Below are 20446 nucleotides of genomic sequence, written 5' to 3'. Positions count from 1 at the left end.
TGTATTCCCAAACCGGACTCATCCATAAAAATAAAGTGTAACACCCGTTTTGACTGGCTACAGCACCGTAAAGGAAAACGTTTTTTTCATCGTTTTCATCCACTGCAAGTCGTGATTTCGAAGATCCGCTTCACGAGGCCTGAACGTCTTGCAGAATCGTGTTGCAGGCTTTCCAGCAGAACCGGCAGCCGGGATGCCATCGTTATTTTACTTCGGGCACGGGTAATGCCGGTATAAATCAGCTCTCTGGACAATACCCTGGAGGGTTCTGACGGCAGCAAAAGCAGGACAGAATCGAATTCCGACCCCTGTGACTGGTGAACCGTCATCGCAAAAGACGTTTCGAAGTCACTGATCCGTGAGGGCGGTACAGACCTGAAAGAACCGTCTTCATCCGGAAAATAAACGGACAAATTTCCCGCAGCATCCGGTAAAACAATACCGACATCCCCATTGAACAGTTTCAGGACATAATCGTTTCGCCTGACCATAACCGGCTGTCCGGCAAACCATTTCTCGCGAAGGTTTTTACCTGCCTGATTCCCGTCAGCCTGCATTTTCAATATCGCATTGGCAAGCAAACGGTTGACGGCGTTCACTCCATACGGTCCTTCCCGAACCGCGCAAAGGATGCGGGAGCGGTTGAAAACATCAAAAACCAGCCGGACGTCGGATGGATTTTCCCTGACGACATTGAAATAATCGTCGAATTGCTCCGAAACTGTTTTCCCGAAACCGGATACAACGCCGGTATCGTCCATATCCAGCCACTGGACGAGCGGGTCGTTTTGCTCACGCAGGAAACGGATCACTTCCGCAATGCGTTTGTCACGGATATCGCTTGCCAGCCTCCCGATACCCGACGACTCGGAAAAACGGTAGTTTTTCATCAGCCAGACAACACTGTCGCCAAGAGGAGCGCCAGAAGCATCATTTTCCGCGTCCGGCAGGTCACTATCCGTGAGCCGGTATCCGGTGAGCGCTTCCAGATCGTCACGGCATGAGCCGGAAAGAACAAATCGGGAAGAGAGTTCCGAAAAAACGGAACCGGCTTCAACGGCTGCCAGCTGATCCTTGTCACCCAGAAGAATGACCCTTGCGTTTTCAGGCAAGGCGGCAAACAGTGTCGACGCCAGCGCAAGATCGAGCATTGATGCTTCGTCGACGATCAGCGTCTCACAGGGAAGGGGATTGCCCCTGTGGTAACGGGCATTCGACAGATTATCGGTAATGCCGAGCAACCGGTGAATGGTAAACGCTTCTTTCGGGATGGCTGGCTGCATGTGAAGAGGAAAAAGATCCAATCGTTGCGAAATCGAATCCAGCATCCGTTTGGCCGCCTTCCCGGTTGGGGCAGCCAGCATGATCCGGTTGGCGGGAGACGTTTCCAGAATGCATGCCAGGAGACTGGCGACAGTCGTTGTCTTGCCGGTTCCGGGGCCGCCACTGATAATCAGAAGGGATTGCCTCAAAGCCAGTGCCGTCGCCATCTTTTGCCAGTCTGGCGTTTTGTCGCTTTTGTTTTGTGAAAAAAGCGAATCGAGAAGAGGGCGTAACAATTTCGTATCGATCTCACGAGGCTGGCACAGTCTGACAAGACATTCGGCCAGTGTCTGTTCATACCCGAAATACCGGTGCAGATAAAGCCGGTTTTCGCCGTCCAGAACAAGCGGGCAGTTTCCAGGCAAATCAGGCGTTGCCACGACACCGGAGTCAAAAAGCATTTGCCGGATAATGCCGACATCAGTCTTATCGCCATTTTCATCCAGATCATCCAGCAACAGGCATGAATCACCCGATGAAACCGCCATGCTCACCTGCCATGCCGCTTTTTTCAGCGTATTGGCGACTGGATCGTCAAGCTCGCGGGTCTGCCTAGCCCAGGACACGATATGTTCGGCAAAGGCACGTGCAAGGGATTGCTCGGGGGATTCGGTGAAAAACGGCTTTCTCATGGCGCATTCTCCCTGTTTTTCATTCCCGCCGGTTTCAAAAGACTGTCGATCGCTTCGATAATGGAGCGATCCGGCTTGTCGAAAAACACGCCAGAAGGTGTTCCATCTTCGTTACTCCACTGCGGCCGGACTCCACGGATGAACAGATAAAGCGCACCTCCCATGTGCCTGTCGTAGTCGTAACCGGGCAGTCTCAATGACAGGAAACGGTGCAGGGCAACGGTATAAAGCAGGTATTGCCAGTGATATCCGTGTTCAGCCATCGCCATCGCAACAGGAGCCGGGCCATAATCTTCCCTGTTCGTACCGAGAACATTCGATTTCCAGTCCAGAACGTAAAAACGGCCTTCATGCTCGAACACCAGATCGATGAACCCGTTCAGAAAAGCGTTCATATCATCGAAAACCAGTTGCGGGACCGGGTAATCAAAACGTTTGAACAGGGCATTCAGGCTTTTCGCCGATACTGGCGCTTCCGAAAGACAAAACGGCAGTTCGGTCAGGCGTTTTTCGTTCGGGATCGAGGAAAGAACAATACCATCACCCAAAAGCGTATTCAGCACGTCTTCCATCATCCGTCTTGCCATTGCCTTCAGGTCGGGGTAACTGTTTTTGCCATCTTCAACGGTAATCACCTCTGCCGTTTGAGGGAACTGCTGCAGTGCACTTTCAATTGCCGTGTTCCAGCTTTCCCGGTCGGTGAAATCCGCGTTTTCAAACATCGCGTGCAGGCAACTTCCGGCAAAGGTTCCTTTCGGGAACAGCAGAATGTCGTCTGCGTCAATGGTGGACAATTCCGGTTGTGCGGTTTCCATCACAACAGAACCGTCAGTTTCAGCCACAACATACTCGTCATGGTCGCCCGACTCGTCCAATTCGACAGCGTTGCGCATCAGGCCACTGAAACTGTTCATCCGCCAGCGCGAAACGATCCGGCCATTAAAGGTTTTTGCCGCAAGCGTGTCATGCCCGTTTTCCGTTTCAGTCAGGCTCACCCCGCGATTTTCCGGCAAATCTGACAACACGATATCCCTGCAACGTCCTTCAAGCGCTTTCCATGCCTCTTCTATGGCGTTTCGTCCGGCAGCGATTTCGTCTTCTTTTTTCCGGTTGTCCCAAAGGAACCATTCATCGGGCGAACACCCGTTTCCGGCTACCAGCCAGTTCAGAAGACTGCGTTGCGATTCCGCCGTTTTCAGCTTTGCGTTTGAACGGCTGTAACAGCCCGCGACCAGATAACAGCGATACACCGCACGGGTCAGTGCGACGTAAATCAGACGCAGGCTTTCAGCCGCCGTTTCAATCGCCTGATCATTTTTGATCGCCTGTGACGTTTCCTTGTCCATTTCCCTGAAATCGATCACAAGCTTTTCATTATCGTGATACTCGATGCCTTCCAGAGCATTCGGCATCCGTCTGGAATAGCCGTCCCAGAGCAGGGGACAGAAAACAAAAGCGAATTCGAGTCCCTTCGAACGGTGAACCGTCATAATCTGGACCAGATTGCGATCCGTTTCAAGCCGTAATTCTTCCTCTTCACCCGTCTTGTCGCTCTCGCGTTTTTCAGCCAGATAGCGGAGCAGGGCGTCTGGCGCATCGTTGTTTTCGCTTTCCCGGTTCAACAGTTCAGCCAGATGCATCAGGTTCGTCATGCGCCTTTCACCGTCAGGCAAGGCCAGAAGCCGCTTCACAATACCTTCCCGATCCATCAGGAAACGCAATGCATAGCCGATGCCGTTGGAAATCCAGCTGTTGCGGTATTGTTCGAACCGTTCGAAGCAGTCCGACAACCGGGCTTCATCGTTTGAAAGGACGTCCATTTCTCCCGCATTGAACCCGAGCATTTCAGTCGAGAGAGCCGCTTTCAATAAAGACTCGCTGCCGGGCGACAAAAGGGCTGCCAGAATACATTCCAGTTCCCTCGCTTCCCGGGACAAAAAGACACTCTCATGAGAAAGCGAGACACTCCCGATGCCACGGCGTGACAAGGCATTGCCCACCATAGACGCTTCCCGGTGGCTCCTGACCAGAACCGCCATATCCCCGGCACAAACCGGCTTCTCGCCAATCGTCAGTTTTCCTTTTGCACTCGCATTCAAAAGGCGAGCGATTTCATCGGCCGTCGCTTCGATAGCGCGTTCTTTTGCTTTGGTACGTTCTATCCATTCGCCGTTTTCGTCAGGCAAGCGCCATATTGTCAGACTGGCTTCCGATTCAGTTTCAGACAAATCAAGCAGTTCAGGCCGTTCCCGGTTTCCGTTTCTGACTGGCAGAAAATCGAGGCCAGACTGGAGAAACGCCCGTGAATTGACGGAAAAAACCGTATTGCAGGCTTCGATCAGGCCAGCAGTCGATCGGTGATTTTCAGGCAAGGTGTAGTGATAATCGACCTCGGAACGGGCTGCAAAATACGTGTGCAAATCGGCGTTGCGGAAACTGTAAATCGCCTGTTTTGGATCGCCTACCATGAAAACCGGCAAGTCCGATTCGCCATAAATCGAACGGAAAATGGCATATTGCAACGGATCGGTATCCTGAAATTCATCGATCAGAGCGGCAGGGAATTGCTGCCTGAGCACGTCGGGCAACCAGGGCAGTTCGGGATTATGCAAGGCCTTGTACAGGTCGATTAACATATCGTCGAAAGCGACCACCCGTTTTTCCTGTTTTTTTGCCTTCAGCAAAGCGACTGTTTCTTCAAGAAATCGCTTTAACAATCGCATCCAGGCCATTGAAAGATCAGCTTCTGTCTGCTGGCATTCAATCACAAGCTTTTCCGCGAGTCCGAAGAAAAGATGCTTGGGCGTCGTCCTGTCTTTTTTGGTCGAGGCGAGAAGTTTCGACGTTGTCAGGAGTTCCGTTTTGCCGACACTGTCAACCATTCCAAGCGGGTCGCCGGTCGCAAACAGCCTGTCGAAAGCACCGAAGGCACTTTCAATCGCAGAAGGCTTGTAACGCTGCTGATTCAGATCGGCAGAAGAAGACATCATGATTTCAAGCACTTCTTCACGACGGGTGTGCCAGCATACTCTTGCTTCGTGAAACGCCGTCTCCAGACCAGACGCCTGCGGATTGTCATCCTGATTTCCGGCAGCCCCGATTTCATCGGGCCAGAGCACATGTGCCAGCGGTTTTCTCAAATGCCTTCGCAAAAGCAGCATCAGTTTTTCCGGCGTGACCCGTTTCTTTTCCAGCCATGCCGAAAAAGCGGCGGACAGGTGCCCGTTGGCGATGTGGCGTCGCCAGAAATCCTGCACGGCTTCGAGCACCATTTCCTCGTCGACCGTTTCAGTCCTGACGGTAAACGCGACGCCGGCAGAAAACGCCGTCGTCGCCAGTGCCCGCTGGCAAAAACTGTGAATCGTGAAAATCGCCGCCTGATCGAAGGACTCGAACGCCAGTTGCAGGCGACTGGTCAATTCCGCGTGCGTATTACCGGTCTCAAGCTGCCTGCCGAGCAGTTCCAGCAGGAAGGTATCGTCCGCCAGATCATCAACGCCATTCAGGTAAGAGAGCGCTTTTGCGATCCTTCCCCGGATGCGGTCGCGCAATTCCGCCGTTGCCGCCCTTGTGAATGTCACGACGAGAATCTGCTTCACTTCCAGTTGCTTTTCCAGAAGCAAACGCAGGTACAGGCCTCCGATATTCCAGGTTTTGCCAGTCCCCGCTGAGGCTTCGATCAGAATCCGGCCTGAAAGAGGGCAGTTGAAAACATCGAATTCTTCAGGAAAACTCATGATATTTCCCCATTCAGATGTCCATATAACGGCACGAAAACCCGTTTCGACAATTCAATGAAATCGTCATCCAGTGGATTGTCCACCCCACGCATCGCCAATTGCGTGTAGCGCTCGGCATGTTCGCCGCCATTGGCATGTTGCGCATGGACCCATTCGCCTCTGGCCCTGTTCATATTGTCGTCAGAGGAGACGAATTCCCACGAGGAACGCGGGAAAAAATGGACCGGAGCCATCAATCCTGTCCGGTAAATGTCCACCAGTTCGAAAAGCCTGTTTTTCGCCTCTTTATAAGCATGAAGCCGTACGCTTTCATTTTTGTAATACCACACCGAATGCGGCGCAATGCCGTCAGGCACAAGGGCATTCAAAAACAGGTGTTCGATCCAGCCAGCCAGATAATCCCATGCACTGCCATTGTCGTAACGAAGCCGGACAAGGCCGTTTTGCCTCAATTCCGTCAGCGACCCCGACAATCGCCATTCTTCACCATCAATTATGAAATCGAGGCTGCCCGTTACCGGAGCGAGAACATCGGCCTGCAAGTCAGCCTGTGCCGCCCTTGCAAAAGCCGCCAGTTCCATCAGTTCCTGTTCCATCCGGTTTTTACCCATTTGCCCGGGAGGAAATTCATTTCCGGCCAGCGCCGCCAGACGGATCGATTCTTCATTGTGGCCCTCAAGGAAGAGCGGCAACAGCCTGTTGGCGAGCTGTCGGCGGTTTTGCCGGTCAATCGTGAACGGTTCGGCACAAGGCAATTCCTCTTCTTTTGACGAAAACCGGATACCCAGACGCTGCCTTAGCAGATAACGGGCAGGGTGGCTGAAAAACCGGACAAGCTGTTCAAGACTGACTTCCTGCCATACCGGTTCGGGCTTCGGAAGAGAACCGGTAAAAAAAGGCAGGGATTTGTCCGTTGTCGTGTCATCGTCACTCTCGTCCGTCGCCATCGCAGATGAAACGGTCAAAGATGCGTCGTTTTGCTGTTTTGCCTGACTTTCCTGCCGTATTCTGAGGGCTTCGCAAAGGTCGGTTCGAAAGCTCACCAGACGGGGATCGCCCCTGCCATTGAAATAATCGGCGGAAAAAGCGGCAAGAGGGTGAACGACGACCAGCATCCTTTCAGCCGCAGCAAGATCGGCCGGATCATTCGATACGGCAAGCGCCGGTTTCAGCGATTTCAGGAGTTCGGATATCAATATCGAAGGAGGCTTTGCGGAATTGTCGCGGATATTTTTCCCGGAATAACTCAGGGTCAGGCTCTTTCTGGCCGAGAGCACCAGATCGAGGAACACATTCCTGTCCGATTCCCGTGGCAACTTGTCACTCTTGCGAGGCGCGACTCCAATCAGATCGAACTCGTCCGGATACCGGTCAGCCGGGAAAATCCCATCGTCCAGTCCGATGGCATAAATATGGTCAAAGGGAAGGTTGCGCAAGCTGTCCATCGGCGCAAACGTCACGGTTCCAACGGGAACACTCCCCTGTCCGGCACCCTCCAGCGCCCGTTCCAGGGCATGACGCGCAATAGCAAATCCCGCCAGGAGTTCCGGGCTGCCTTCCGCCATCGCGGCATGCCACTCGCCGATGCACGAACGGACTTCCCGTTCACTTTCGATCAGTTCCGTTGAAACCGTCATGAACGAGTCAAGCACATCGGAAAACGTCTGCATCCAGCCATCCGCCGTCTTCGGTTTCGACAGTTCCCGTTTCAAACGCCGCAAGCCGCCAATAAACTGCCAGAGCTGACCGAGAGCGACAGCCTGTGATCCCGACGGGTTTCCGGCCGGAAGGCGATTGGCCAATGGCATCTGTTCACCATCCGGCAAGGCATAGGCGAGAAACAGGCGGTGCATCCCGTCATGAAAACTGTGTCTGTCTTCTTCGGGCAAATCGAACTCGGCCTTGTGTGCACCATCCAGTCCCCAGCAAATTCCCGCGTCGGCAAACCAGTTCCGCAAGGTTTTCAGATCGCCATCGAACCCGAAAGTCTTGCCGATAACCGGCTGCATCAGCAAATCGATCACGTCCGTTGCCGAAAAACGGGAAGACGCCAGCGCCAGCAAGTCGAGCAGGGCGCGCGCCACCGGATTGATCCGGTTACCGGAGAGCCCGGTAATCGTATAAGGAATACGTGCCTGATGACTGTTATGGCTGGAAAATACCGCCTCGATCATCGGAGCGGCAGCGTCCAGATCGGGTGTGACCACCAGAATCCGGTCGGCCGTCGGCGGATCGTCCGACGCAAAACGCTGGAGAAGCTGATCATGGAGGATCTCGATTTCCCGGGTCAGGGAATGGGCGACGTGAATCCGGATACTGCCATCGTCCCCCAGATGGGACAGCGAAGCCGGTTCCAGCTCACGCAAATCGAAAATAGCGTCCTGCAAATGTGACAGCAGCGTTTCAGGCACGCCAAGCTCCGCATTCGATATGAAAGCGTCATCTTCCCTTTCGATATTGTCCAGGCGGTCGTGCATGGATTCAAGCGATGCCTTCGTCTGTTTTCCCCATGAGGCAAGCAGGGTGTTCCCCGTTTCGTGGTACAGGTCTTTTTGCCGGTTTGCCAGATAGGCCAGCCTGCGGGAATCGACGATATCGAACCAGTATTCACGGCAGGGATTCAGGACGTAAAGCTCGATATCGATCAGGCGTGAAAGCTTCTCCAGCATCTCAATATATTGCGGCGCAATGGACGGCTCGCAAAACAGGTGAATACGCGAATCCAGCAGGGAAGCCGCCTTTTTTTCGTCTTCGGAAATAGCCTCGAAAAAAAGCTCGACAGGCTGTTTTTCCAGCGTGCCGGTCTCTGCCGCAATCCGGCGCCACAAGGCCGATTGCCAGCGCTGGTCGCTTTCAATCGTATCGAACTTCTTATGGTCGGCAGGCACGATATCGACACGTTCGCCTCTGGACCATGCCGACAGCCAGTCGGGGCGATAAATGACATACTGTTCCATCAGTGACGCCAGCCGGGCGGCAAGATCGTAACGCATAAGCTCGTCGCTGGAAGACAAATAAGCTGAAAGCCGTGGGTAAGGATCAGCGAAACCGGGTTCCTCCAGCAAACCCAGAATCCGCCAGACCAGAACCGTGGAAGAAAAAGGTGAGGTTTTCTGAACCGGGACAAGATGCCCGACCTGTCGCCAGAGCCACTGCGCGAGAAAGGAAAACTCCACATTGGCGCAGACCCCGAAAGTATCGGCAATCGCCATCGTCAGGCAACGCTTTACCGCGGCACTTGGCATGATGATCCGTTCCGGTTCGAACACCGAAGCAGGCGAGGAATGCAGGTTCTTTAACAGAGCCGCGAGAAGGTCCTCGAAGCGATTGGACAGATTCAGATTCAGCATGCGATGGCGTAACCGGCCTTTTATTGAAAAATCATTGCCGACAGTCGTAAAAACAGGAGTATGCTATCGGCCCTGATACACAAATCCATACCGGATTGTACAACCTCATGCCGTCATATCGTACAATTGACGCAAATGCAAAACGGTTTCTTCCACAAAAAGCTGCCGTTTATCAAACTCTCACCAGGAGCGACTATGAAAACAAAACCTGTACTGACTCTGGACGATGCCAGAAAAATGGCATTTGCCGCCGAAAAGGAAGCCGTGAAAAACGGCTTGATCGTATCTATTGCCGTCGTCGATGACGGTGGTCACCTGCTTCATTTCCTTCGCATGGACAATGCCGCCCCCTTGTCTGCCCACATTTCACAGGCCAAGGCGAAAACCGCTGCGCTAGGCGGGAAGGAAAGCAAGGTTTTCGAAGACATGATCAATGGAGGGCGTACCGCTTTTCTGTCCGCTCCTGCAATTGACGGTATGCTCGAAGGCGGTATTCCGGTCATTGTGAACGGGGTTTGCATCGGCGCCGTCGGCGTATCGGGTGTCAAAGCCTTTGAAGACGCACAGATCGCCAAAGCGGGAGTCGCCGCCCTGACGGACTGAATTTTCAATGAATTGAAAAGCCACCTCCGGGTGGCTTTATGTTTTGCCTGAGATCTATGCTTGCTATCGCCAATATCGTTTTGCCTGTTTTTGCGCTCATCATCGCGGGTTATGTCCTGCGCAGGCGAAACGTGCTGTCTACAAACGCCTGTACCGAACTGAACCGTTTCGTCGTCTATCTGGCACTCCCGGCCCTCATGATCGACGTCATGGTCAACAGTACCTGGAGCGAGCTGTACCAGCCTGAATTCTTTTACGCCTTCGAACTCGGTGTATTCATCATCTTCTTCGCCGTACTGGCCTTTCACTGGCTCAAAACGAAAAACCTGACCTCGGCCACCATCGACGCGACTTCCGCGTCATACGCCAATACCGGCTATATCGGGCTGCCGCTTTGTGCGCTGACATTCGGTGCCGACAAACTTGGCCCGGCCATGGTCGCCGCCATCCTGACCGTCTCGGCCAACTTTGCCGTGTCCATCGTCTTCATCGAGGCCAGTTCCCAGTCAGGGAAAAGCGTCTGGACAACCCTGAAAAACGTCGGTGTCTCACTCTGCAAAAACCCGTTGATCGCCGCCCCGGTCATTGCCGGTGCCTTTTGTGCGACCGGACTGCAACTGCCACACGGCGTGCTTCAGTCGATCAAGCTCCTGGGAGGGGCCGCCAGCCCGTGCGCGCTGGTTGCCACCGGCCTGTTCCTCGCCCAGAGGCAGGAAAGTTCCAGTTCCGCCGTCGCCATCGAACTCGTTATCCTGAAACTGATCGCCCAGCCGCTGATCGCCTGGTATTTCGCGTTCCATGTCTTCAATATGCCACCGCTCTGGGCCAAGTCCGCCGTCATCCTCTCGGCACTCCCGACCGGAACCGGGCCCTTCATGCTGGCCGAACTCTACGGCAAGGGCGGGGGTATCGCATCCCGAACCATATTCCTGACAACCGTGCTGGGTATCCTGACCTTATCCGTCTGGCTGACCATCCTCTGACATCATGAAGCCTGAAAAACTGACCGGTCACGCGGCCATGTTCGGGGCCAACGCCATGTGGGGCATCATGTCGCCGGTCGCCAAAATGGTCATGGCAGCCGGTGTCGTCAGCCCGATAGTCATGACGGACTTCCGCATACTGGGTGCAGCCATCCTGTTCTGGATAGCCTCTTTCTTTACGAAGAGAGAACCCGTCAGCTGGAAGGATCTGGGCCTCTTTTTCCTTGCTTCCCAGATTGCCATCGTCTTCAATCAGGGTTCCTTCATCTTCGGCGTCTCCATGACCTCGCCGATCGACGCGTCGATCATCACGACCAGCCTGCCGATCCTGACCCTGATCATCGCTGCCTTCTACCTGAAAGAACCGGTCACCGGCAAGAAAATCACCGGTATCGTCTTCGGCGCGACCGGAGCGATCCTGCTCGTCATGAGTGGCCAGCAACTCGCCAACGGCAACGCCAGCAATATCCGGGGCGACCTGTTGTGCCTGACAGCGCAGCTCTGCTTTTCCATCTACCTCGTCTTCTTCCGCGGCCTGATCAACCGGTATTCGCCGATCACCATCATGAAATGGATGTTCACCGGTTCGACCCTGTCCGTTTTGCCGTTCACATACGACAAAATACTGGCGATCGACTGGGCGGCCGTCGAATGGCGCACCCTCGCCGGAATCGCCTTCGTCGTCGTGGGTGGCACCTTCATCAGCTATCTGCTCATTTCGATAGGACAAAAGCGACTGAGGCCGACCGTCGTCAGCATGTACAACTACATCCAGCCGATAGCCGCCGCCATCGTCGCCATTTTATGGGGCATGGACAGTTTCACCCTCCTGAAAACAATCGCCGTCATTTTAATCTTCTCCGGTGTGTATCTTGTCACACAAAGTAAAAATCTGGCTACAATAGAAAAAGAAATCGAGCGAGTCAAAACGGGAGAAAAATAATGTCCGCCGTCTATTTTCCGGGCTGCAAATACACCATTCATTCACGGGTAAACAGCCGGAAAATCCGGCAATACCTGATCCGTCAGCACGGCATCCGTCAAACCGGCTGTTGCAGCACCGGACTCGACACACTGCGGGAAGAGGACATAGCCGTTTATACCTGTCCGACCTGCAGCGCCTTCATTCAGGAATACACGCCGAAAAACCGCTCCCTCTCCATCTGGGAAATACTGGAAAACGACGATGCCTTCCCATGGCCGGACTACAGTGGCGATACCGTTACCGTACAGGACTGCTGGCGATCCTTCGACAACCGTCCCATGCAGGATGCCGTCCGCCACATCCTTGGCCTCATGAATGTCGAGACAGTCGAAATCGCGAAGAATTTTGAAAAAACGGACTTTTGCGGTTCCTCGCTCATGAAAACCCAGTCTCCCCGATATTCCCGGTTTGCCCCTGTCCGGTTTTTCGACAATGCAAAAGACAAATTCATCCCGTTGCCTCCGGAAGAACAGGAGAGGAGGATGCAGGAACATGGCAAGCAGTTCACCACCGATAAAGTCGTCTGTTATTGCACCGGGTGCCTGCATGGACTAAAGCTTGGTGGCGTCAATGCCGTGCATCTGATGGATCTGATCAGTGCCAGATTATGAACGTCAGCATAGCATTCGCATGCCCTAGCTGACCGAAGAAGAAAACCGTGCTATAAAGAAAGAGTCAGGGCGCGCTTGCGCCCATTTTTCATGGCCTCTCCAACCGAGAGGCCTTTTTGTATCCCATGCCTTCCCGAATCTCTTGTCCGGAAGGCATTTTTGTTTTGAAAGGAAATCGATATGGACTGGTTCGACACAGGAAAAGATTTGTTCAACAAAGCCAGAAAATGGGGCGAAACGATCGGCGACATGACTGCCGCCAGCGACAACCCCGTGGAAAAAAACGGATGGATGGATGAACAGCAGAAAAAGATCGAACAGCAGCAAAAAACCGCTCTTCTCAGGCCGGTCATCCCGAAGGTTCAAAAACAGGCAGCCCCGTTCGCACAGACACCCCAATCCGATGCTGTACCGGATACATCCACAACACCGGATAACGAACCCGTTTACGACTGGACAGGCCATCCCGTCTCAGAAGAAGAGCGCCAGCGTATTCTGTCCAATCGTGCCAGAGAGCGGGCCGAAAACCCGGACGACATCAACGGGGTTCTCGACGATTTGAAAAAACTGCGGCAGGAACGAAACGCCCCCAACCAGAAGGCTTTTCGTTTCGACAGCGACGTACCGGAAACCCGTCAGGCATCACCGGAAAAATCCGCTTTCGAAAAAGCGGCCGAAGTCAGTATCCCGCAAGATGAGACCCTGACCCCTTTTTTCAATTTTCTGAATGACCACGCCAGAAACGGTTTGGGAGAAAACAGCGGCTGGCGGGCAAACCCGCCGACTCATCCGGATTTGAGTTATGGTCCGTTCGGTCAGGTTCTGGCTCAGTCTGCCAATCAGGGACTGGGATTTGACAGCAAGGTTCATGGTCATGATGGCAAGCGTATCGCCGGTCAGACGGACCAGAGTTACAAAAGCGCGACCGACTTTGCTGCCGAAAATATCACGAACAATCTGGGCAATAAAAGCGCTGTTTCCGGCTATGGGCGGGCTCCGGTTGGGCATCCCGATTCAAGCTACGACCCGGCTATAGGTGACGTATCGAAAAATTTCGGTCTTGACAGTGCCGTTACCGGCAGGGGCAGACAAGTCATCGGCGCACCGAATATGAGTTACTGGGGAAACCTGGAGGATGAAAAACTTCGGGAGATACCGCTGGATTTCATGCAAAAAGGCGTACAGCAAGGCATGAAAGATATGCAAATCCTCTTTTATTCAGGAGCGTCCCTCGCGGGCGAGCATCTTTTCGATATCGTCGGTGGGGACGACACGTCGCTCAGACGGGTTCAGGGAATTATGGATCAGCATCAGAAAGAGCGTCAAAACATGGGACGCCTGAATGTGGACCGAATCCATGTGGAGGGCGATCCTGAAAAAACCATGCAGAATATGACTCAATACCTGTATCAGGAACTCGGAAACCAGACGGTCAAACTGCCTGCATATTATGTGGCAGCCCATCTGAATACCTTTGCGCAATTGTTCGGCGTGTCTTCAGCCGTTCTGTCTTCACAATTTTACGCCGATTTCAGGGAAAGAACCGGTGACGGTCATGCTGCCGAATCGGTCATGTACGGAGTCCCGCTTGGACTGATGAGTGCAGCGCTGCTTCCTTTCAGGGATTCAGGCGTCTTTCAAAGTGCAAAGGAAGTCAGGGATTATGTCCAGTCGATGGTTGTCGGGGCGGCCGTTCACAAGGCTCAGGATGATGGGAGGAAGAAGATAGTTGATGGGTTTGTTGATAAAAACAATATCAAAAAAACAGAATAAACTTATTTTATTTTGCTTCACTTGACCAATATGGATAGGGCTGTTCATAATGAACAAGCCTTATCCAAACCTGTCATTTCAAATGAAATCTTTTTTCAAGATCTTCTGTATAGTCTGTCTGTTTCTTTTCAGTGTTCCTTCTTTTGCCGACAACGCCAAGGAAGGCATGCGTCTGTTCCAGGCTGGAAAATATCAGCAGGCCATGACATATTTCATGAAGCCGGATGCCCAAAAGAATCCGGATGTATTAAACCGCATAGCTTATATGTATGACAAAGGCTTTGGTGTTGAAAAGAATCTGCAAACAAGTGTCAAGTGGTATAAAAAAGCAGCTGAAATGGGATTCAAAGTAGCACAGTTCAATCTCGGATTAAGTTATCAAAAAGGCTTGGGAGTTCCAAAAGATATCAATGAAGCCATCAAATGGTACCGTAAATCAGCAGAACAGGGATATCCCAGCGCCGAATCCAAAATGGGTTATTTCACTGTCAAGGGAAAAGGAATAAAACAGGATTTTGCACAAGCCTTGAAATGGTATCGTCTCGCTGCTGAACATGGCGATGACCGTTCTTATGCCGATATCGGCATTTTTTATGCCGAAGGTTATGGCGTCAAAAAAGACAGGAACCGTGCCGTGCAGTATTACATCATGGGTGCTGAAAAAGGCGACGCTTATGCCCAGTATCTTTTAGGCCGCGCCTATGAGCAGGGGCGGGGCATTCAATACTCTCCCGAACGTTCACTTTACTGGCTCAAAAAAGCTGCCGACAATGGAAGTTTCCTTGCCATGAAAGAACTCGGGATCGTTTATGCCAATGGACTTCTGGACCAGAAAATGGATACGGATGCTGCCGCAAAATGGGGTGAAAAAGCCTGGGAAACCCGCAAGAAGAACGGGGAATCCGATCCGGAGGTCGACCGCAGACTGCGCTTTTTCGGCATAGACCCGGATGACTTATAGGCCGCTTGTATCTGACGTCCGTCCGGATGTCCGTCCATCGGATGCATCAGGGCAGGGCCTTCCCTCATCCGGAAACCGGATTTCATGTTGCCTCATCATTTTCCCTCTGAAACTTGCCCTGATGCCCTTTTATGGTGCAAAATAAAAAAGTGATGTGTTAGTCCGGTCTTGAACCGGACACGTTCAACTGCCCTGACGCGTCACATTCTCTTTGCCGATGGTATCGGCAAGTTCAATGATCATCTTCGCCAAACAGGTTTTTGTATTCTGCCTGACAGAAGATATGCCAAAGATGCCTTTTAAGGCGGCAAATTAAAAATCGGGAACAAACGTCTGTTTTTTAAAAGCTTGTTTCCCGAACCTGTGCTTTTTTATCTGTTTCCATCCATTGAAAAGCGCACTCGACAACAGGCCGATAGCGACATCATCGCCATCGGCAGACGTTTGTTCCTGTTCATGACTGACATTCATACGATAAAGGTCATGAATTCATGTCCGGCGAAAACCTGCCGGATGCCTGATGAATCTGCCACAGGAGAAAGACATGAAAATTACCTATTATTCGACAGCAAACCCGCTTTCGCCCGAAAAAACCGATGCGCTTTCCCGCTTTTTGCATCGCGAACTGGAGCAGTATGGCGATCCCGTGGAATCCATCAGAAAAGCGATTGAATACGCTCTGGACGACCCGAAAAACGGACGGGGAGGCCATGTCGCGATTGCCACAGAAAACGGAAAGACAATCGGTGCCGCTGTCGTCAACCGGACCGGCATGGAAAGCTACATCCCTGAAAACATACTGGTCTATATCGCTGTACACCGTGATTTCCGGGGACAGAAATTCGGGAAACGCCTGCTGTCTTCGGTCATTTCTGAAACGGAAGGCGCCATTGCCTTGCATGTGGAACCGGACAATCCGGCTTTCTACCTGTACCGCAATCTGGGGTTCGGCAACAAGTACCTGGAAATGCGGCTGGACAAAAGGGATTGCTGATGGCCTATATCACACTGGACAGAAACAAACTCAAACACAATTACGATTACCTGAACCGCCTGTTTGACGGGAACGGTATCAGCTGGAGTGTCGTCTCCAAACTCTTGTGCGGCCATCCTCTTTTTCTGGAAGAGCTTCGAAAACTGGGCGTGACCCGGATTTGCGATTCCCGCATGGCCAATATCAAAGCCATCAAAAAAATAGCGCCAGATATCGAAACCATGTGCATCCGGCCACCTGCTCTCAGAGCGATTCCCGATATCGTCCGATACGCCGATATCAGCTTCAATACGGAATACGCGACACTGGAAAAACTGTCTGCCGAAGCGTCCCGGCAAGGCAAGGTTCACCAGGTCATCATCATGATCGAACTGGGCGAATTGCGGGAAGGCGTATTGAGGGATGATGTTTTGCCCATCTATGAAAAAACACTGACACTTCCCCATATCGACATTGTGGGCGTGGGGACGAACCTGTCCTGCCTTTCCGGCATCCTGCCGGATTACGACAAGCTGAACCAGCTTTGCCTTTACCGCGACTTGCTGCACGCAAAATTCGGAAAAGCCATCCCCTATGTTTCCGGAGGCACGTCTGTCACGATTCCGCTGTTGACCGACAAGGTCGTGCCAGCCGGAATCAATCACTTCCGGATCGGTGAAACGCTCTTTTTCGGCAACGATCTGTATCACGATACCCTGTTGCCCGACATGGAACACGATGTCCTGAAACTGTATGCCGAAATAATCGAACTGGAAGAAAAACCGCTGATTCCGGAAGGGCGTCTGGGAACCAATCTGGAAGGGGATACGCCTGAATTCGACAGGAACGACCGGGGGAAAACCTCTGTCCGGGCCATTCTGGATATTGGCTTGCTCGATGTGGAACATACCCGCATTTTCCCGGATGACAACGCCATCAGCTGTTGTGGCGCCTGCTCGGATATGCTGGTTGTCGATCTGGGAGAGAACACGACCCAGTACAAGACCGGAGACACCATCGCCTTCAGCATGGACTATATGGGAGCTGTCCGACTCATGAATTCCCGATATATCGGGAAACGGGTCATCGAATGACAGACGGACAGGACGTCCGGACAACGCTGTCAAAAATGAAAGGGAAGACAAAAGCAGGCAGGAAAACGAAACATTATCCCCATGCCCGGGTCTTTATACAGCAGGGATCAGGACAGGCGAGGAAAAATCCGGATATCGCCCTAAAGCAGAAATTCCGCCGGGTATTCCAGCATCCCGTCAAGCGGCGTATTCTTTCCCTGCAAACTGAAAGCCATCAGGTTTTCATCGGGCACATCAAAGGGCGCTGTCACTCCGATACAGCTGGCCGGGAAGTAGCCGAAACGGGGGTAATAGCTTTCATGCCCGACCAGAATGGAATAGTCAAATCCGAGTTCTTTTGCCTTTGCATGTCCGGCTTCAATCAGTTTTCCACCGATACCTTTGCCTTGCCATTGTGGCAGCACAGCCAGAGGTGCGAGTCCGAGCTGAACGGTATCGCCAACGTTCAGTTTCGTAAAAAGAATATGCCCGACGATGCGTCCGTTTTCTTCTGCAACAAGCGACAGTTCGGGAATGAACGCCTCGCTTTCGCGCAGGCGATTGACGAGATTGTGCTCATCGTGATTCGTGTGCAAGGCCTTTTCAAATGCCTGCCTGACGACCTCATGAACAGCGTCGATATCACCCGTTTTTTCCTGCCGGATAATCATGATGGTTTTTCCTTTGTTTGCCTGATATGCTGCCATCATAAAACAAAAGGGCAACCATCCGATTGCCCTTTACCTTTTGCTTTTCAATCAGAACGCATAGTTGAGACGGACAAGCCCGCTGACCCCTTCACGCTGGCCGACATATCCGGCCAATTTCGCTTCCAGACTCAGGCGCTGGTTATTTTGCGGTTTGTATTCGAGACCGATTTCACCGATACCGCTTCCGCCTTTCAGGCTCGGGGAATCGATGCTGTACATGTGATACAGGGTTCCCTTTGCCTTGCCGTCAAACTCATACTCGTAACCCAGTCCCCCTGTCAGGGTCCATTCCGGGGACATTTTGCGCAGGACCTTCGCCATACCGCGCAGACGTTGCGAATTTTCCGCATCGAAATGAACCGGATCACTGCCTACGGTGACGGAATCGCTTCCCTGACGGCTTCACAGATATTTTGCCGACACATCCAGATCCGTGACCGAATTGAGCGGAGCCATGTAACCGACCCCGGCATGGGCGCTGACGTACGTGGCCTTGCTCTTGTAATGCGCCTGATTGCCTGCCGCGTCCAGATAATTCTTGCCGGTATAGTCCGTGCTGGTTTTGCCGATCCGGAACGAACCATCCAGATACATGCCGTTTTTCAGTGTCGCACGGCCGAGCAGGCCGACACCGTAGTAGTGGGTATCGCCGTCACCGTGAACGGAACCGTTGGCGAAATTGTTATGGCTGTCATAACTGCCCCAACCCCCTTCGACAAAGACCGCTCCGGCCAGATTGTCCTGTTTTTTCGCCACACCGGCCATCAGGCCAAACCCGTCCAGATCGATATGGGAACCGGTCTTGTAACGGCTTGAGCCTCCGGAAACCGTACCGAACACGGTCAATTTCCCTTCCTGTTGTTCAGCCGCTGCAATGGCTGAAGACATACCCTGACCGGCAACGATGTCAGCGCCTTGCGATATCAGTGCCAGACCAGCCAGCCTGCCTTCAAGGAAAGACTTGCTTTTCGGATTGACACTTACCCCGCCAACCGTCGCATAAATGTCGTTGGCGTTTTGTGCCATCGTCAGGTCATACTGGAGGGAATATCCCTGGGACACATTCGCCGAATTCACCAGAGTCGGATTGCCGGTCAGCCCACCCGTTTTCAGCAGGTAAACCGTATCGCCCTGTTTGAGGGCGACACCGGGAGCGACCGCCTTCACGGCAACCGTCGACCCTGTCAGATCCGCTCCCTGAGATGTCTGGATCATGACCGTATTGTTGGTTGTGGAAGAGGGCAGATAAAAATTATAGTTTTCGAAATTGCCGACTTCCCTGATGTTGATGCCAGAAGTCGATACATTCAGGGTATTGCCGGTCCGGACATCCGATCCCGGAGGAATCGTGCCGGTCGTCCCGGTCTCGACAAATCCCCCGTAAATCGATGTATTCGTGCTGAACGTGGAATTGCCGGAAATACTGACCGTATTCCCGGTCGCTTTTGCGGTCGTGCTGGTATCAAGTTGAGTATCGCCCAGGACAAAACCGCCATACACGTCACCGTTTACCGTGGCGTCAGAAATGGAAACCGTATTGTTACTGGCTGTAACGGCAATGGTTCCCGGGCCGAGAGTCTGGCCCGTTGCATATCCACCGAAAACACTGCCGTTTACCGTGGCACCAGAGGCAATCGTGACACGGTTATCGCTGGTGTTGACGACCATATTGCCACCACCCGAGTTGTTTCCTTCAGCCGAACCGCCATAAACGCCAGCGCCAACGGTAGTATTGGTTCCGACAAACACCTCATTGTCTTCCGCGCTGAGATTGACCAGTCCAGTTCCCTGACCTGATGCGATACTTCTTCCGCCGTAAATTTCTTCACTGATCGTTGCGCCATTGACGGTAATCTTGTTGCTATCGGAAAACGCGTTGGCGCTACCGCTATTGTTCAACTGATGAACTGCCGTGCTAAAGCCGCCATAAGCAGCCCTTGCTGCCGTACCATTGCCCAAAACAACGGTATTTCCCACTGTTTCGGCATAAATCGCATTGGCCGGATTTGCCGTGCTTTCGGCATAGGCATATCCCCCATGTACGTCGTTTGCAACAGTGCCCTGCATGAACTGCACGTTATTGCCATCGGCTGTTGCGTTCAGTCCGTTCACTATTCCGCCGAAAGCGAAAGACGGAATAGTCCCTCCGGGTGCGATATTGATGGTAACCGAATTGCCCGAGTAAGAAGCCGTCGCCGGAAAAAGCGCATCCGTTGCATTACTGACGCTACCGAAACCGGCCGGGACGGTTTGCAGATCGGCACTGTTGCCAGTGTAATCAATCGTCTCCGCAAACACCGTGTTTGCAGATAAGGCGCATAGCAGGACACAAGCCGCTGCAACCGGTGTAAATCGGCTGTACTGTCTGTCCGGGTGACTGGTTCGGCCGGTTTTTTTCTCTGAATGATTTTTATGCATATCTAATGATCCTGTCTGGTATTTGCAGATGACAAAGAGTCCCACACGAGCCTGATCCTGCGGACGCGTATGCTTGTCGAGTTAAAAAGAAACCCGAGAGGGTTACTGTCAAAAATCAAATACCCTGAAAAATGGGAAGAATTTGCACAAGCTGTTGATTTTCATCATTTAATATGTGTATGTCGCGACAACAGACAGAACATGAAACCTGTTGCCTGCCAGATAAATACACTTGTGAATGAATGTTCAGGCCAGCGCGTGTAAAAAAAGTGAAGTGATATTCATTCCGGATAATTTGCAAGGCTTTACTT

At 52.6% G+C, this 20446-nt stretch carries 14 protein-coding genes; 8 read left to right on the top strand and 6 right to left on the bottom strand.

Features of this window, described 5'->3' with window-relative positions; all coding sequences use genetic code 11:
- Positions 1-95: 95 nt before the first annotated feature.
- From recD to recC, 3 genes are read right to left on the bottom strand one after another with little or no spacing between them, the layout of a single operon-like run.
- A complete protein-coding gene (gene recD, locus BRW83_RS07060) occupies positions 96-1955 on the bottom strand; it encodes an exodeoxyribonuclease V subunit alpha (RefSeq protein ID WP_005880529.1) in 1860 nt (619 codons plus the stop codon).
- Entirely contained in the window at positions 1952-5692 is a 3741-nt protein-coding gene (recB, locus tag BRW83_RS07055; RefSeq protein WP_005880531.1) for an exodeoxyribonuclease V subunit beta, read from the bottom strand. Before recB ends, recD begins: the two co-directional genes overlap by 4 nt.
- Positions 5689-9045 carry an exodeoxyribonuclease V subunit gamma gene (gene recC, locus BRW83_RS07050; RefSeq protein WP_005880532.1) on the bottom strand — a complete coding sequence of 1119 codons (3357 nt, stop codon included), beginning with the start codon at positions 9043-9045 and terminating at the stop codon, positions 5689-5691. The genes recB and recC overlap by 4 nt, the downstream gene beginning before the upstream one ends.
- Before the next feature lie 195 nt (positions 9046-9240).
- Here recC and BRW83_RS07045 point away from each other — a divergent pair, with 195 nt between their 5' ends.
- From BRW83_RS07045 to BRW83_RS07010, 8 genes are all read left to right on the top strand, one after another.
- On the top strand, positions 9241-9648 hold the full coding sequence (locus tag BRW83_RS07045; RefSeq protein ID WP_005880534.1) for a GlcG/HbpS family heme-binding protein: 408 nt from the start codon (positions 9241-9243) through the stop codon (positions 9646-9648).
- Positions 9649-9704: 56 nt separating this feature from the next.
- Positions 9705-10631 (top strand): AEC family transporter, encoded by a 927-nt coding sequence (locus BRW83_RS07040; protein WP_036602858.1) that lies wholly within the window; start codon positions 9705-9707, stop codon positions 10629-10631.
- Positions 10632-10635: 4 nt separating this feature from the next.
- The gene (locus tag BRW83_RS07035) at positions 10636-11574 is read left to right on the top strand and encodes a DMT family transporter (RefSeq protein ID WP_005880538.1); all 939 of its coding nucleotides are present in this window, start codon (positions 10636-10638) and stop codon (positions 11572-11574) included.
- The gene (locus BRW83_RS07030) at positions 11574-12227 is read left to right on the top strand and encodes a hypothetical protein (protein ID WP_005880539.1); all 654 of its coding nucleotides are present in this window, start codon (positions 11574-11576) and stop codon (positions 12225-12227) included. The genes BRW83_RS07035 and BRW83_RS07030 overlap by 1 nt, the downstream gene beginning before the upstream one ends.
- A gap of 180 nt (positions 12228-12407) precedes the next feature.
- Positions 12408-14000, top strand: a complete 1593-nt coding sequence (locus BRW83_RS07025) for a hypothetical protein (RefSeq protein ID WP_005880541.1) — start codon at positions 12408-12410, stop codon at positions 13998-14000.
- A 49-nt stretch (positions 14001-14049) separates the two neighbouring features.
- Positions 14050-14961: a tetratricopeptide repeat protein gene (locus tag BRW83_RS07020; protein WP_005880542.1), complete on the top strand. Its 912-nt coding sequence runs from the start codon at positions 14050-14052 to the stop codon at positions 14959-14961.
- A gap of 544 nt (positions 14962-15505) precedes the next feature.
- Positions 15506-15955 (top strand): GNAT family N-acetyltransferase, encoded by a 450-nt coding sequence (locus tag BRW83_RS07015; RefSeq protein ID WP_005880543.1) that lies wholly within the window; start codon positions 15506-15508, stop codon positions 15953-15955.
- The gene (locus tag BRW83_RS07010; protein WP_005880544.1) at positions 15955-17028 is read left to right on the top strand and encodes an alanine racemase; all 1074 of its coding nucleotides are present in this window, start codon (positions 15955-15957) and stop codon (positions 17026-17028) included. Before BRW83_RS07015 ends, BRW83_RS07010 begins: the two co-directional genes overlap by 1 nt.
- Before the next feature lie 140 nt (positions 17029-17168).
- Here the strand turns inward: BRW83_RS07010 and BRW83_RS07005 are convergent, their stop codons facing one another.
- The 3 genes from BRW83_RS07005 to BRW83_RS06995 all read right to left on the bottom strand — a co-directional run bounded on the left by BRW83_RS07005 (position 17169) and on the right by BRW83_RS06995 (position 20135).
- Positions 17169-17678 (bottom strand): GNAT family N-acetyltransferase, encoded by a 510-nt coding sequence (locus BRW83_RS07005; protein ID WP_005880545.1) that lies wholly within the window; start codon positions 17676-17678, stop codon positions 17169-17171.
- 87 nt (positions 17679-17765) lie between these two features.
- Positions 17766-18038 (bottom strand): hypothetical protein, encoded by a 273-nt coding sequence (locus tag BRW83_RS07000; RefSeq protein WP_050757716.1) that lies wholly within the window; start codon positions 18036-18038, stop codon positions 17766-17768.
- Between the two features lie 81 nt (positions 18039-18119).
- On the bottom strand, positions 18120-20135 hold the full coding sequence (locus tag BRW83_RS06995) for a beta strand repeat-containing protein (RefSeq protein ID WP_050757717.1): 2016 nt from the start codon (positions 20133-20135) through the stop codon (positions 18120-18122).
- Between the last annotated feature and the right edge of the window lie 311 nt (positions 20136-20446).

Origin of the sequence: Oxalobacter formigenes (genome assembly GCF_002127965.1) — a bacterium.
GTDB classification, from domain to species: domain Bacteria; phylum Pseudomonadota; class Gammaproteobacteria; order Burkholderiales; family Burkholderiaceae_D; genus Oxalobacter; species Oxalobacter formigenes.
This window is presented reverse-complemented; position numbering and strand designations above follow the sequence as displayed.